The 13,236-nt window shown below is 69.2% G+C and carries 14 protein-coding genes, 1 tRNA gene and 3 pseudogenes; 4 read left to right on the top strand and 14 right to left on the bottom strand.

Annotated features, from left to right (window positions below):
• Positions 1-15: 15 nt before the first annotated feature.
• Both J7E87_RS27915 and J7E87_RS27910 read right to left on the bottom strand, forming a co-directional pair.
• Complete coding sequence (locus J7E87_RS27915; RefSeq protein WP_215097309.1) at positions 16-1,608, bottom strand: MFS transporter; 1,593 nt, start codon at positions 1,606-1,608, stop codon at positions 16-18.
• Between the two features lie 88 nt (positions 1,609-1,696).
• Entirely contained in the window at positions 1,697-2,977 is a 1,281-nt protein-coding gene (locus tag J7E87_RS27910) for an alpha/beta hydrolase (protein ID WP_215097308.1), read from the bottom strand.
• Between the two features lie 180 nt (positions 2,978-3,157).
• Between J7E87_RS27910 and J7E87_RS27905 the strand changes: the two genes are divergently transcribed.
• Positions 3,158-3,742: a TetR family transcriptional regulator gene (locus tag J7E87_RS27905; protein WP_308313098.1), complete on the top strand. Its 585-nt coding sequence runs from the start codon at positions 3,158-3,160 to the stop codon at positions 3,740-3,742.
• Positions 3,743-3,816: 74 nt separating this feature from the next.
• Here the strand turns inward: J7E87_RS27905 and J7E87_RS27900 are convergent, their stop codons facing one another.
• The 3 genes and pseudogenes from J7E87_RS27900 to J7E87_RS36595 all read right to left on the bottom strand — a co-directional run.
• Complete coding sequence (locus J7E87_RS27900) at positions 3,817-4,266, bottom strand: ester cyclase (protein ID WP_215097306.1); 450 nt, start codon at positions 4,264-4,266, stop codon at positions 3,817-3,819.
• A 195-nt stretch (positions 4,267-4,461) separates the two neighbouring features.
• Positions 4,462-4,608: pseudogene (locus J7E87_RS27895) on the bottom strand (SDR family oxidoreductase); the annotation flags it as partial.
• Positions 4,609-4,633: 25 nt separating this feature from the next.
• Positions 4,634-4,795, bottom strand: a pseudogene (locus tag J7E87_RS36595) (SDR family NAD(P)-dependent oxidoreductase); the annotation flags it as partial.
• Positions 4,796-4,976: 181 nt separating this feature from the next.
• On the opposite strand from J7E87_RS36595, the gene J7E87_RS27885 reads away from it, so the two are divergent.
• Positions 4,977-5,336, top strand: a complete 360-nt coding sequence (locus J7E87_RS27885; protein WP_215097304.1) for a hypothetical protein — start codon at positions 4,977-4,979, stop codon at positions 5,334-5,336.
• 105 nt (positions 5,337-5,441) lie between these two features.
• Here J7E87_RS27885 and J7E87_RS27880 read toward each other — a convergent pair whose 3' ends face one another.
• The 3 genes and pseudogenes from J7E87_RS27880 to J7E87_RS27870 all read right to left on the bottom strand — a co-directional run bounded on the left by J7E87_RS27880 (position 5,442) and on the right by J7E87_RS27870 (position 7,773).
• The gene (locus J7E87_RS27880) at positions 5,442-5,753 is read right to left on the bottom strand and encodes an SCO5918 family protein (protein ID WP_215097303.1); all 312 of its coding nucleotides are present in this window, start codon (positions 5,751-5,753) and stop codon (positions 5,442-5,444) included.
• Between the two features lie 56 nt (positions 5,754-5,809).
• Positions 5,810-6,214 carry a CBS domain-containing protein gene (locus J7E87_RS27875; RefSeq protein WP_215097302.1) on the bottom strand — a complete coding sequence of 135 codons (405 nt, stop codon included), beginning with the start codon at positions 6,212-6,214 and terminating at the stop codon, positions 5,810-5,812.
• Positions 6,215-6,260: 46 nt separating this feature from the next.
• Positions 6,261-7,773 (bottom strand): annotated as a pseudogene (locus J7E87_RS27870) (DEAD/DEAH box helicase).
• 302 nt (positions 7,774-8,075) lie between these two features.
• On the opposite strand from J7E87_RS27870, the gene J7E87_RS27865 reads away from it, so the two are divergent.
• Positions 8,076-8,411 carry a hypothetical protein gene (locus tag J7E87_RS27865; RefSeq protein ID WP_251018098.1) on the top strand — a complete coding sequence of 112 codons (336 nt, stop codon included), beginning with the start codon at positions 8,076-8,078 and terminating at the stop codon, positions 8,409-8,411.
• An 80-nt stretch (positions 8,412-8,491) separates the two neighbouring features.
• Here J7E87_RS27865 and J7E87_RS35990 read toward each other — a convergent pair whose 3' ends face one another.
• Together J7E87_RS35990 and J7E87_RS27860 are read right to left on the bottom strand one after the other, a co-directional pair.
• Positions 8,492-8,620: a hypothetical protein gene (locus J7E87_RS35990; protein ID WP_285427414.1), complete on the bottom strand. Its 129-nt coding sequence runs from the start codon at positions 8,618-8,620 to the stop codon at positions 8,492-8,494.
• 113 nt (positions 8,621-8,733) lie between these two features.
• Entirely contained in the window at positions 8,734-9,069 is a 336-nt protein-coding gene (locus J7E87_RS27860) for a MerR family transcriptional regulator (RefSeq protein WP_215097301.1), read from the bottom strand.
• A 919-nt stretch (positions 9,070-9,988) separates the two neighbouring features.
• Here J7E87_RS27860 and J7E87_RS27855 point away from each other — a divergent pair.
• The gene (locus J7E87_RS27855; protein ID WP_215097300.1) at positions 9,989-10,378 is read left to right on the top strand and encodes an ATP-binding protein; all 390 of its coding nucleotides are present in this window, start codon (positions 9,989-9,991) and stop codon (positions 10,376-10,378) included.
• 219 nt (positions 10,379-10,597) lie between these two features.
• Here the strand turns inward: J7E87_RS27855 and J7E87_RS35490 are convergent, their stop codons facing one another.
• The 4 genes from J7E87_RS35490 to J7E87_RS27840 all read right to left on the bottom strand — a co-directional run bounded on the left by J7E87_RS35490 (position 10,598) and on the right by J7E87_RS27840 (position 13,202).
• Entirely contained in the window at positions 10,598-10,834 is a 237-nt protein-coding gene (locus tag J7E87_RS35490) for a transposase (protein WP_374195240.1), read from the bottom strand.
• A gap of 88 nt (positions 10,835-10,922) precedes the next feature.
• Positions 10,923-11,114, bottom strand: coding sequence for a hypothetical protein (locus J7E87_RS35485; protein WP_251018097.1), 192 nt, complete (start codon positions 11,112-11,114; stop codon positions 10,923-10,925).
• A gap of 170 nt (positions 11,115-11,284) precedes the next feature.
• A tRNA-Thr gene (locus tag J7E87_RS27845) sits at positions 11,285-11,358 on the bottom strand.
• Between the two features lie 293 nt (positions 11,359-11,651).
• Entirely contained in the window at positions 11,652-13,202 is a 1,551-nt protein-coding gene (locus tag J7E87_RS27840; protein ID WP_215097299.1) for an alpha/beta hydrolase, read from the bottom strand.
• Positions 13,203-13,236 lie beyond the last annotated feature (34 nt).

The raw sequence follows: 13,236 nt of genomic DNA, 5'->3' as shown, positions 1-13,236 counted from the left end.
CTCGCCCGGCCCGACTCAGACCTTCGCCCCCGCTGCGGACGAAGACCCGTCGCCCAGCTGAACCCCCAGGTCTTCGCCGGAGTCGTCCGTGCGGTCCGTCAGGATGCGGTACAGCACCAGCGCGCTGACCACGCAGATGCCTGCCGCGCACCACAGCACGACCTGGAAGCCCTGCGTGTAGCTCTCTCGGAGGAAGTCCGTGAACTCCCCGCGCAGACCGTTGGACACCTGCCGGGCAGGCCCGTCGACGTTGCCGCTGGTGACGTTGTCGGCGACGCCGCGGGTGTCCAGGCCGGTGCCCTGCGAGTAGCGGCCGAGCCCGTCGGAGATGCGGCCCTGCACGAGGGAGACCAGGGAGGCGACCATGCCCGCGACGGCGACTGCCTCGCTGGCCAGCCGGATCGTGTTGAACATGCCGCTAGCCATGCCGACCTTGGTGGGTGGCACCGTACTGACCGCCGCGCCGTCCATGAGGCCGTAGATGAGCCCGATGCCGACGCCGACCACCAGCAGCGGTCCGGCCAGGGCCAGGGTACTGATACCGGGGTGGACGATCGTCAGCCAGGCGCATCCGGCGGCCACCAGCAACAGGCTGACGCTGAGGATCGAGCGCATCGAGGTACCGGATTGCACCAACCGGCCCGCGACCAGCGGGAACACCAGCACCGGAGCGGTGAGGAGCAACAGCGTCAGACCTGCCTGGCTGTCGGTCAGCCCGTTGGCGCCGACCAGGTACGAGGGCAGCAGCACCATCAGCCCGACGAAGCCGAAGGAGACCGCGGTGGCCAGCAGGTTGACCGCCAGGAAGCGCGGCTCGGTGAAGAGGGAGAGGTCGAACATCGGCTTCTGCTGACGCCGTTCGACCGCGACGAAGGCGCCGAGAAAGACGATGCAGCCCAGGAACAGACCCAGAACCGCCGCACTGCCCCAGCCCCACTGCGGCCCCTCGATGACGCCCAGTGTGAAGAGGAAGAGTCCGAGGGTGAACGTGATCGTGCCCGGCCAGTCGACGGCGTTCGCGTCGGGGTCCTTGGACTCCGTCACCAGCTTGAAGCCGGCCAGCGAGACCACCGCGATGACGACCTGGACGTAGAAGACGGACCGCCAGCCGAGGCTGGAGACCAGCAGACCGGACGTCGTCGGCCCGAGGGCGAGGCCCGCGCCGATGGTGACGCCGACGTACGCGAACGCCTTGGTGCGGGCCGCGCCCTGGAACATGTTGGCGATGACCGAGACGCCGGCGGTCATGATGGCCGCTGCCGCGAGACCGGAGATGGCGCGTGCGACATCCAGGACGACGATGTCGCTTGCGAGCGCGCCGATCAGCGACGAGACGCCGTACAGACCGACGCCGAACGAGAAGACCTTCTTGCGGCCGATCCGGTCGGCGATGGAGCCCGCAGCCATCATGAAGCTCGCGGCGGTCACGTTGTAGGCGTTGACGACCCACTGCAGCGGTACGACGCCCGCGTCGAGGTCGCGACCGATCGCGGGCAGCGCCACCGGTGCGCTGCTGAGACCGATGGGGACGATGAAGACGGCCAGGCACAGGGCGAAGATCGTGAGGCCGGCCCGTGGGGGCGCCTCAGGGGTGGTTGCGGCAGTCATCCGACTTTGCTCCTTCCGAGGGGGATGCCGGAGGGCGGCAGGGGGGACGGGGGCTCGCTCCCTGCCGCCCGGTTCGTGGGACCGCCGGTCAGCCGCGGCGGGGAAGGTTCTTCAGGAACTGCGCAAGGGTCTGCAGAAAACGGTTGTCGTCCCACTCGGCGTAGACGACGTCCTGGTGGTTGAGGGCGGCGTCCGAGTGCAGCGACAGCTCGGGAATGCGGCTGGCCGCGGTCACGGACGCGGCTGCCTGACCGGTGGTGCCGTTGGTGAGCCCGGACTGGAAGGCGTACAGCGGCACGTCGATCTCGGCGGTGTGCGCAAGGCGCAGGCCGAGCCGCCGGGTGACGTCGGTCTCCGTGAACGGCATTCCGGCGACATAGTCGAGCAGGACCCGGTTGAGCGTGTACCAGAGCCAGGCGCCGGGCTGCGGACCCGCGAACGCCTCGGCGACCGTGGCCAGGCGCGTCGGTCCGCCGTCGGTCCAGGCGCCGCCGTCCTCCAGGGATCCGGCGTGCACCGAGAACGAGGGGTGGGCGCGCTGCGCGTCGAACAGCCGGCCCAGCAGACCGGCGTTGGTGAGTTTCCGCTCGGTGCGGACCTGCTCGGGCAGCCGGTCGGCGAGTACGGCGGGGGCGTCCGGGTCGGTCAGCGCGTGCAGGGCGGCCAGCTGGAACCAGATGGCCGCGTCCTCGGGACGGGTGCCCAGGCCGACGGTGGTGCTGGTGTAGTCCTCGAAGACGGCGCCCTGTTCGATCTGCCCGAGCCAGCCCTCGGCGGCTTCGAGCGGCAGGTCGAACTCCATGCCGGCGCCCGAGTAGGCGTTGAGGACACCGCCGTCGACGACGGCCAGACCCGCCAGGTCGCGGTAACCCGGGGTGCCGTCGAAGTCCCAGCCCGCGTACAGCAGCGCCGCGGTCGCACCGACGGAGACACCGCCGAGGACCACTTCGCGGCGGCCGCCGTCCGACGCAGCGAGGACCACCCGGCGCAGGTCCTCCACCAGGACCCCGACGCCCCAGGAGGCTGCGAACAGGTGGTCCGCCTGTTCCCGCGCGGTGTAGTGCCCGCCCAGGTAGTACTCGGTGGCCTCCTCGGCACCGCGGCCGAACCCGGAGAGGTCCGCGAGGTTCTGCTCCCGGCGGTCGACGGCCCACACCTGCAGGTCGTCGGACCGCTCGGCCAGGTTGCGCGCGGTGTGCCCGAAGACCGCCGCACCGCCCTCGCGCCCGCCGACCAGCACCAGCACCCGGCTCGCCGCCGGCCGGCCGATCTTGAGGACGCCGACCTTCTGCAGCTCCGCAGGGCCGCTCGCGGTGACGCCGTCCTGGAATTCGTACGTCTCGATCCAGTCCTGCCGGTCCTGCGACATGACGATTCACTCCTTGGTAGCTGCAAGTTTCGCACTTCTGGCGACATCAATGTAGCTAATATTCGAGAAGATGCAACATTGATGACGCAGGTCTTCATCATCTTGCTACGTTGCTGTAAGTTCGGCCAGGTGGCGAGCTCCGAGGAGAGACCTGGGAGAAACAGGAAGGCGGGACCGACCGTGCCGGACCCCACGAGAGAGCGACCGCTGCGTGCGGACACCGAGCGCACCGTCCGCACCATCCTCGAGACCGCCGAGCACGTGCTGAGCGAGGATCCGGGCGCGAGCCTGGCCCAGATCGCGGCTGCCGCGGGCGTGGCGCGCACCACCGTGCACCGGCGGTTCGTCTCGCGCGAGGCACTGCTCGACGCGATGGCGTCGCACGCGTTCCGCCAGGTGGAGGAAGCCATCGACGCCGGCCGGCCGGAGACCGCGCCGCCCATGGTCGCGCTGCATCAGGTCACCGCGAACGTGATCCAGGCCAAGAGCGGCTGGCGGTTCGCCATCAGCCAGCCCCAGTTGCGCGACCCCGAAGCCGTCGCCGCGCACCAGCGGATCTTCGCCAAGGGCCTGCTCCTGCTGGAACGCGCCCAGGAGGCCGAACTGCTGCGCCCCGGCACGGACCTGGACTGGGCGCAGCGCGTCTACCACGCCCTGATCGAACAGGCGATCCTGGAGGCCGCGACCAGTGACCTGGATCCCGACTCACTCGCGGCAGCCGTGGTGGACACGCTGCTCAACGGTGTGGGCCCGCTGACGCGCTGACACGGCAGGACGGCCGGCGCCGAGTGGGCGGCACCCGGATCCGGGTGCCGCCCACTCACGTGTCAACGGGAGACTCAGACCGTGGGCACCGGCTTCGGCGCGCCCATCAGCGGCTTGTCCCAGGCCCCCAGCTGGCGGAACAGCTCCAGGTCGTCACGGACCGCCCAGTGCTCGACGACCTTGCCCTCGGCGACCCGGTAGATGTGGATGTGCTGCACCCGCACCTCCTTGCCGGTCACCGGCACACCCATGAAGTCCTGGACCTGGCGACCGGTGAAGATCACCCGCAGGGTCGCCTTGTCCCCCTTGGCGAAGGAGTCGACGATCTCCCACCGTGCGTTCTCCCAGATGCCGCGCATCCAGCGGGCCGTGTTCGCATACGCCTCGGGACCGCGCGGCGACCCTTCGGGGGCCTCGTAGTCGATGAACTCCGGGGCGACCAGCCGCTGCGAGGCCTCGTCATCCCCGTCGTTAAAGATCAGACCCATGTCCACGGCAATCCGGCGAACTTCCTCGTCCGTCACGACGGACTCCTCTCTAGCGTGAATAACGACCGGCCACAAGCGGGCGCTCGCGCCGGGGATGAGGGCGTACGGCGGCGTCGGCCGCCTGTGGGGAGGCGCCAGTCGTGGCGCCAGTCGGTCCCCGAATCGCGCCGGTTGCCGTACGGCCGTGCGTTGATGCCGTCCGGCTGTGTGTTGTCGGCGTACGGCCGCGCGTCAGTGGCCCATCGCCAGCCCGCCGCCCACCGCGAGCGCCGCGCCGGTGACGTAGGACGCGCCGTCGCCCGCCAGGAAACGGACGGCCTCGGCGACCTCCTCGGGCCTGCCGGTGCGGCGCAGCGGGGTCTGGCTGAGCAACTGTTCCCTGCGCTTGTCCTTGACGCGAGCGGGTCAGGCCGAGCATCCCGGACTTGGACGCGGCGTAGTTGGACTGACCCGGTGAGCCGAGGAAGCCCATCACGGACGAGACGAAGACGATCCGCCCCCACTTGGCGCCGATCATCGACCGCGCGACCAGCCGCGCCTCGTACCCGAACTGCAGGACTCCCACTGAGGCGCCGCGAGCCGGGCCCTTTCACTGTCGGGGACGCTGGCCGACAGGGCCCGGACCATCAAGCTGTTGCCACCCGCCCCGGCCTCCGGCATCGTCGTCTGCGCAGTTCGATCTTGCATTTTTCGTGGAGTACCACTGCTTGAGCTGATCGGACGGCTCGTGATTAAAATCGTCTCTCATGTCGAAGCCTGACGAACTGCTTGTTGACGTCGCCGCTCTGGTGGAGTCCGGGCACAGCAATCAGATGTCTCTGACCGTGGTCGCCGGTGGTGCTGTCATCACGGGTCGACTGGCTCCCGAAGTCGTCTGGAGGCAGCGGGTGTCGGAGGTTTTGGCGGACTCGGCCCGCCTGAGCGATTTCTCCGCCGTGTTCACCGCTGCGACGCACGGGGAGGGGCCGCCCACGCATCTGCACTTCCATGTGGCGCGGATTTTGCAGGGTTCGGTGGGGATCCCGGAGACGGGCGGGATGTACCGCGTGGCGATCGAGGACGTCAGTGCCTGGACGATGGGCGACTTCAGCTACTCCGACCACTGACCCATTGCCGCGCCGAGAAACCTCGGTACGCGGTGAGGGTCCGACCGGCGCACCCCGGTCGGACCCTCACCGCTGCGTTGCCGGCGGCTCGCGCCTGCCCGTCGGTCAGGCGGCCACAGGGGCGCCGAGCATCGCGGACGCGTGTTGCATCGGGTTGAGAACGCGGGTGGGTGCGGGGGCCTGGGGAAGTTCGCGGCAGGTGAAGCCGAGCTGGGTCATGGCTCGGAGGACTTCGCCAGCGCTGAAGTCGCGGCGGTCCTGGCGTGTGATGACTTGGCCGACCTGTTTGACGGGGTAGGTGCGTCGGCCGATGATCACGGACTCGCCGGACGCCTGCTCGGGCTTGATGCCCTTCATCGATTCCAGGACGCCGCTCTTGGTGAGGTCGAACGGGAAGCGGGCGATGACACAGCGCATGATGCCTCACAGGGAGAGGAACGAAGAGGGAGTGGTTCTGCCGCGGTTGGCACGGCTCAGCGGGCAAGGGCGAGGACGCCCAAGGCGCTGCCGTGTTCGTCGACCACTGGCAGGGCATCGACGTGGCTGTAGCGCATCATGTGCCCGGCTTCGGCCATGGTGGTCACGGGCGAGGTGAACGGTCCTCGGTCGCCGAGGATGTCCCGCAGCTGGACCCGGTCCGTGTACGTGGAGCCGTCACGGGCTGCTGTGAGCTGAGCCTGGGTGACCAGTCCGATGCACAGGCCGCTGTCGTCGCAGACAAGCAGATGCCCGGTGCGGGCACTGGCCATGACGGACAGGGCGACCTCGACGGTCATGTCGTCGCAGACTTGCGGTCCGGCGGTGTCCATGGCGTCGGCCGCCGTCCTGTGCACGGGGGTGGCACTCATCGAGCGGGGCTGCATGTGAACCAGCGTCAAAAGGTGCCTCCTGCAGTGGTGGGCCAGTTTCCTGATCACGAAGTTTCTAGGCCGCCGCGTCGAAGGAGGTCTGCCGCGCTGTCATGCGCCGGGCCGCCGAAGCGGGGCTGCGCCGGCCGCGTGAGGCCGCGCTGCGCTGACGCCGCTCGACTACCGGCGCGGTGATCGTCACGGGGATGCCGGAGGGGGCTTGGGCGCCGGTGATCCGGCCGAGTGCCTCTTCGCCGGAGCGGACCTGGGTGGTCTGGGGCACGATGCCGGCCGCTGTCATGAGGCGGGTCATGTCCCGGCGCTGGTTGGGGGTGACCAGGGTGACGACGCTGCCGGACTCCCCGGCCCGCGCGGTTCGGCCGCCGCGGTGCAGGTAGTCCTTGTGGTCGGTCGGCGGGTCGATATTGACGACGAGGTCGAGGTCGTCGACGTGGATGCCGCGGGCGGCGACGTTGGTGGCCACCAGCACGGTGACGTGACCGGTCTTGAACTGGGCGAGGGTGCGGGTGCGCTGGGGCTGGGACTTGCCGCCGTGCAGCGCGGCGGCGCGTACGCCGCTGTTCAGCAGGTGCTTGTGTCAGCCGGTCGACGGCGTGCTTGGTGTCCAGGAACATGATCACCCTGCCTTCGCGGGCCGCGATCTCGGTGGTCGTCCGGTACTTGTCGGCACCCTGGACGTGCAGCACGTGGTGCTCCATCGTGGTGACCGCACCTGCGGACGGGTCGACGGAGTGGACGACCGGGTCGGTGAGGTAGCGGCGGACCAGGAGGTCGACATTGCGGTCCAGGGTGGCGGAGAACAGCATCCGCTGACCCTCGGGGCGTACCTGGTCCAGGAGCGCGGTGACCTGGGGCATCAAGCCCATGTCGGCCATCTGGTCGGCCTCGTCCAGGACGGTGATCGCGACCTGGTTCAGTCGGCAGTCACCGCGGTCGATGAGGTCCTTGAGCCGGCCCGGCGTCGCAACGACAACCTCGGCGCCGCCCCGCAGCACATTGGCCTGCCTGCCGATCGACATTCCTCCGACGACGGTGGCAAGACGCAGCTTCACCGAGCGGGCGTAGGGGGTGAGTGCGTCGGTTACCTGCTGGGCCAGCTCACGCGTCGGCACGAGGATCAGGGCCAGCGGCTGGCGGGGCTCGGCGCGCTGTCCGGCGGTGCGGGCCAGCAGGGCCAGGCCGAAGGCGAGGGTCTTGCCGGAGCCGGTGCGCCCGCGTCCCAGGGCGTCGCGGCCCGCGAGGGTGTTGGGCAGGGTCGCGCCCTGGATCGGGAACGGGACGCTCACGCCTTGCGTGGTCAGTGTGGCCAGCAGTTGGGCGGGCATGTCGAGGTCGGCGAACGCCTCGACGGCGGGCAGCGCGGGAGTGATGGTCTTCGGCAGGGCGAACTCGCCCTGGACCGCGGCGGGCCGCCGGCCGTGGCCACCCGAGCGGCCCGGACCGCCGGAACGGGTCGGGGCGGGCGAGCCGAAGCGGGCGCCCCGCCTCGAACCGGCGCCGGGCCCGAATGCGGGGCCCTCGGTCCGGCGGGGGCGGGAGGAACGGCCGTTCGTACGTGTGGGGTTCATCGAGAACCTTCCTTGATACGGCGCGTATCAAGGAATTCCCGCAGCGGAAGAGCAGCGCGGGGAATCACAAGAACGAACCGAATGGAATGCGAAAAGGAATGTGGCTTGCAGTGAATCCGGTGCGGGATGCAAGCTATGAAATAGGTGACGTCATGTGGACGTGAAATCCCGGACGTCGACCGGTACAGCTCCGAAAAGGCGCGCATCCCTGAGGACGGGGCTGCGGGCAGTGTTGTCCCACAGGTGACACCACTGTGGGAAAGATCCGTAGCTGGGGCCCGCACCCCGAGGGATGCGGGGGGTTGGGCCTGTGGAGGTCTTCGGGCGCCGCCTACCTGCTACCCGCCAACATCAAGGCTGAGGTGCTGCAATCCCTGGCAGGCGAAGGAACCGCCCTGGCCCGACAGATCCTCTCGGCTGTCGATGAGATGACCCCGCCCCAACGCGTCGCGGCCGGGGAGGTGATCGGTCAAGCCCTCGCCGAGTCCGATCATCTTCCCGACCTCAAGACACAGGTCATCGGAGAACTATGGCTCCGAGATCTCGAACTCACCGCCTGGCGCGTGCTGCACGCCGACGGCAGGTCGGACGATCCCGCTGGACGCAAAGCCTTCCTCGAAGCCTGGAAGAGTGTCTGAACGTCTGCTCCGCCGTCCTGCGGGATGAAGCTGAAGCTCTTCTCCGCGTTGAACCCCTTCACGGTTCCCGTAGCCATGTCTCATGCCGTCCAGCCGGTGTACGCCTCCCGCAACGTGCGGGAGGCGGAGGTGATCGCCTTGGTTCCTGTGGCACGGCACAGCAGAACGCCCACGCCGTAGACGTGTGCGAAGGGGACCTTCCGAACCATGACAGCCAGCCCGGACGGGACATGTCCGCACCCTGCCACCATGGGAGACGACCCTGCGTCACACCCTGACACGTGTGTGCGGGGACCCGCCGGTACCCGGCGGGCGCGCTGCCTCAAGCCACGGGCGGTCCCGCCGATTCGGCGGTGCGGCGGTATTCGGCGTTGATGCGTTGGGCTTCTTCGAGTTGGTCTTCGAGGATGACGATGCGGCAGGCGGCCTCGATGGGGGTGCCCTGGTCGACGAGTTCGCGGGCTCGGGCGGCGATGCGCAGTTGGTAGCGGGAGTAGCGGCGGTGGCCGCCCTCGGAGCGCAGGGGGGTGATGAGGCGGGCTTCGCCGATGGTGCGGAGGAAGCCCTGGGTGGTGCCGAGCATTTCGGCGGCCCGGCCCATGGTGTAGGCGGGGTAGTCGTCGTCGTCGAGACGGCTGTACGAATCGTCTGCTGTCATTGCACCTCTCTGTGGAACGCGTGGAGGGGCCTTGGTGCCGTACTGGCACCAAGGCCCCGAAGGAACTGCTACACCATCTGCCGGCCCTAGTGCCGCGCCGGCCTTCTGTGTCCGCACGCCCACCCGGGAGAGGGCAGGGAATGCGGGGATCGCGGTTGCTTGACCGGAGACCACCTCACTATCGATGTCCTGCGGTACCCGGACTCAAGACTTCCGCCCGGGCGATCCTGATGGCGCCTGGCTCCTCCGTTCTTCCCTCGGTGATCAACTACTTACCAAGCGGGGGACTGCGTACTGCTGGTACTGCTCTACTGCGAACTGCTGGTGATGCGAACTACCCAGTGGCCTGCGACAGCGCCACTCTTCGGCAGCCAGCCCCGTCGCCCGTCCTGCGTCTGCTCTGGCTTAGAACCCCACTGCCGAACTTCCCGGTACGCGCGCCCGCAGCCGACGCCTTTACCGAGGTGCTGCTCACTGACTTCGCTGCTGGGTACTGCGAACTGCACTTACGGGTACTGCACTTGCGTTAACTGCGGTACTGCTCACGGCGGCCCCTGATCACTGCGGGCCACCCGGTCCGGCCGTCAGTCCCGTCGCCGTCCTGCAACAACCCTGGCTTCGGAACTCCACCACCGCACCGTCCTGCGAACTGCAACTGCGGGTACTGCTGCCCGGCAGTTCGTCTCTGCCGGGCCCTGCTGTCTCTCTGGGCTACGAGAGAAACCATAACCACACCACAGCCCAATGTCTACTCCGGCCGACATAGATTTCCGCGAGTTCGACGGTGAGGTAATCGACCTCGAACAGCGACGAGGGCAGGCGCGAGGCCGTCACTGCCGACGGGTTAACCGGCCGCAGGCCGGGGCAGAAGCCCGGGCAGACTGGACCGGGCATTGACGACAGAGACCAGGGTGACCTGATGGACACGATGAGCGTCAGCGTCGCAACCGTCCGCTCCGCGACATCCGTCGCCGGCGCACGCGAGAGCGCCCGGGATTTCCTCGAAGGTCTCGTACAACCGATCGCAGCCGAGGCTGCCGACACCGTGGTCCTGGTCGTCTCGGAGCTCGTCACCAACGCCCTGCGCCACGGCGGCGGCACCTGCACCCTGGACCTGACCGCGCACCCGGACAGCATCGAGGTGGCCGTGCACGACCGCAGCCCGCAGGCCCCGCGCATGCGCACCCCCGACCTGAACGGCGGCACCGGAGGCTTCGGCTGGCCCATGGTCAACCGCCTCACCCGCGCCACCGCGGTGACCCGCCACACGGTCGGCGGCAAGACCGTAAGCGCACTTCTCACCCGGTAGCGCCAAGGCGCCGGCGCCGCCCGGCATGACGGGCGGCGCTCCCAAGGTCAATCTCACCGATGACCGCTGTGCCGACAGCCGTGACGGCTGCCTGTAGCGCCGGTTTCCGAGGCTGCTATATCTGTCAAGCTGCCATCGCGAGGTTGTTGGCGGCCGTCAAGCTCTCCTCGGCCGGCCCCCGTTCGAGCAGTTTAAAGACCTGGCGGGCGATGGCCCGCTTCAAGCAGCGCCGGGCCTCCCGAGGCGACTTGCCCTCGGTGGTGCGCCGCTGGATGTAGACCTGATGCGCATGCGGATCAGCACGATGGTGTGCAGCGCCCGGTTGAGTTGCCGGTCGCCCCTCCGGTTCAGCCGGTGGCGGTTGGTCAGGCCGGAGGACGCGGGGATCGGCGGCGTGCCGGCGAACGCCGCAAACGCGGCCTCGGACCGGAAGCGGCCCGGGTGCGACCAGCTCACCAGGATCTGACCCGCGCTGATCGGACGCACGCGCGGTCATCCGGTGCTCGATGGTCTGGATCGGCCGCTCCCGGAGCTTGGCGCAGCGCTATATCACCGCCTTGCGGCCCTTGCCGCGCAGCTCGGCCCGCAGGTCCTCGGGCGCGGACACGATCAGCGCCTTGAGGTGATTGATCGCCGCCGCGCACGAGGTGACGGCGCCCTGACGGGTGGCCAGCAGGACCCGCAGCGCCTCGCGTTCGCCGCGGCGACGCGGGTGAATCAGGTGCTCGGCGGTCAACGCCTCCAGTCGGCATCAGGCTACCCTCGGCCCGTCTTCGACTAGCAAAAATCCAGACATAGACGACTTATCGGAGAATCGCCGTTCCCAGGATGTTCCCATCTGGGCGCAGAAAAAGCTCCCCACGATCTTCGTGGGGAGCTTTCAAGGCCCTGACCTGGGCTTTCTTGAGCCGCCTTCGGGATTCGAACCCGAGACCTACGCATTACGAGTGCGTTGCTCTGGCCAACTGAGCTAAGGCGGCAAGCTGCCGATATGCGTGTCCTCGCGAGGGCACGTTCGCATCAGCAGCGGCGCCAAGTCTACAGGGTTGTTTCGGGTGCCCCGAACCAGGTCGGGGGCACCCGACCCCCGTCGAATCGCGCGGCGGCGGGGATGTGGCCGCTGCGGCTACGTCGCCGTTGTCCTCGTCACACTCGGTCCCGGCGGCGGTCTGGCGTGCACCGCGGCCGCGGCCGTGCCGGCGGTGCGGCTGGTTCCGTGCGGATTCGAGGCGACGGCGGGCCTCCGGTGGCTTACCGGCCCGCGGGCCCGGGCTCAGTGGCAGACCTTGTTGTCCGGTGGCACCGTGCCTTCCAGCAGGTAGGCGTTGATCGCCGTGTCGATGCAGTCGCTCCCACGCCCGTACGCCGTGTGGCCGTCGCCCTCGTACGTCAGCAGGGTCGCGGAGGAGAGCTGCTCGGCCAGCCCCTGCGCCCACTTGTAGGGGGTGGCCGGGTCGCGGGTGGTGCCGACGACCACGATCGGGGCCGCGCCCTTCGCCTCGATCCGGTGCGGCGCACCGGTGGCGGGGGTGGGCCAGTACCCGCAGTTCAGCGAGGCCCAGGCGAAGCCCCTGCCGAAGACCGGGGATGCCTTCTCGAACTCGGGGAGCGCGGACTCCACGGCCGACGGGGCGGTGAAGGCGGGCGGCAGGTCGAGGCAGTTCACGGCGGCGTTGGCGTACATCAGGTTCGCGTACGAGCCGTCGCCCCCGCGCTCGTAGTAGCTGTCGGCCAGCGAGAGGAGAGGCGCACCGTCGCCGGCCATGGCGCTCGCGAGAGCCTGGCGGAGCTGGGGCCAGGCGGCCTCGTCGTACATCGCGGCGATCACTCCGGTGGTGGCCAGCGACTCGCCGAGCTTGCGGCTCTCGCCGGTCGGGACGGGCCGGGCGTCGAGCGCGGAGAAGAAGGCTTTCAGGCGTTTGGAGGCGTCGGCGGCGGACGTGGTGCCGAGCGGGCAGTCCTTGTGCTTGACGCATTCCGCGGCGAAGGACTGGAAAGCGGTCTCGAAGCCGGCGGTCTGGTCGCGGTTCATCCGGCGGGAAGACAGGGAGGGGTCCATCGCGCCGTCGAGCACGAGGCGGCCGACGCGGGCGGGGAAGAGCTCGGCGTACGTCGCGCCGAGGAACGTGCCGTACGAAGCCCCGACGTAATTCAGCTTCTCGTCGCCCAGCGCAGCACGCAGGATGTCCATGTCACGGGCCGCCTCAACCGTGGAGACGTGGGGCAGGACCTCGCCGGAACGCCTCTTGCAGCCCGCCGCGAAATCCTTCAGCGACTTGGTGAGCCGCGTCGTCTCGGCGGCGCTGTCGGGAGTCAGGTCGACCTGGGTGTACGCGTCCATCTCCTTCCCGCTGAGGCATTCGACGGGCTCGCTGCGAGCGACGCCGCGCGGGTCGACGGCGACCATGTCGTACCGGGCGCGGACGGGGGCGGGGTAGCCGACGCCCGCGTACCCCTGGAGATAGCCGACGGCCGAGCCGCCCGGGCCGCCGGGGTTGACGAGCAGCGAGCCGAGGCGCTTGCCGGGGCCGGTGGCCTTTTTGCGGGCTACGGCCAGTTTGATGGACTCTCCGTCGGGCTTGGCGTAGTCCAGCGGGGCCTTCATGGTGGCGCAATCGAATCCGGGAACCCCACAGGACCGCCACTTCAGCTGCTGCGCGTAGTACGGCTTGAGCGCAGCGTCGGGGGTGGACCCGGCGTCGCCCGCGGCGGAGGCGGTCGCCGAGACGCTCGGCGACGAACTCCCTTCCGTACAGCCGGAGATCAGCAGACCGGCCGTGGCCAGCGCGAGGGCGGAGGTGCGGAACAGGCGCCTGGTGTCCATCCCCGGAGCGTAGTGCGCGCTGAGCGGTGATGCC

The organism is Streptomyces sp. ISL-1 (assembly GCF_018614585.1).
Classification (GTDB): domain Bacteria; phylum Actinomycetota; class Actinomycetes; order Streptomycetales; family Streptomycetaceae; genus Streptomyces; species Streptomyces maoxianensis.
Note: the sequence above shows the minus strand (reverse complement) of the source record. Positions and strands in the feature narration are given on the sequence as shown.

Excerpts from the sequence above, each read along its gene's own strand:
- J7E87_RS27915 (WP_215097309.1), bottom strand. The coding sequence starts at position 1,608 with ATGACTGCCGCAACCACCCCTGAGGCGCCCCCACGGGCCGGCCTCACG.
- J7E87_RS27910 (WP_215097308.1), bottom strand. The coding sequence starts at position 2,977 with ATGTCGCAGGACCGGCAGGACTGGATCGAGACGTACGAATTCCAGGAC.
- J7E87_RS27885 (WP_215097304.1), top strand. The coding sequence starts at position 4,977 with ATGTCGAAGCCTGACGAACTGCTTGTTGACGTCGCCGCTCTGGTGGAG.
- J7E87_RS27880 (WP_215097303.1), bottom strand. The coding sequence starts at position 5,753 with ATGCGCTGTGTCATCGCCCGCTTCCCGTTCGACCTCACCAAGAGCGGC.
- J7E87_RS35990 (WP_285427414.1), bottom strand. The coding sequence starts at position 8,620 with ATGGTTCGGAAGGTCCCCTTCGCACACGTCTACGGCGTGGGCGTTCTG.
- J7E87_RS27860 (WP_215097301.1), bottom strand. The coding sequence starts at position 9,069 with ATGACAGCAGACGATTCGTACAGCCGTCTCGACGACGACGACTACCCC.
- J7E87_RS27855 (WP_215097300.1), top strand. The coding sequence starts at position 9,989 with ATGGACACGATGAGCGTCAGCGTCGCAACCGTCCGCTCCGCGACATCC.
- J7E87_RS27840 (WP_215097299.1), bottom strand. The coding sequence starts at position 13,202 with ATGGACACCAGGCGCCTGTTCCGCACCTCCGCCCTCGCGCTGGCCACG.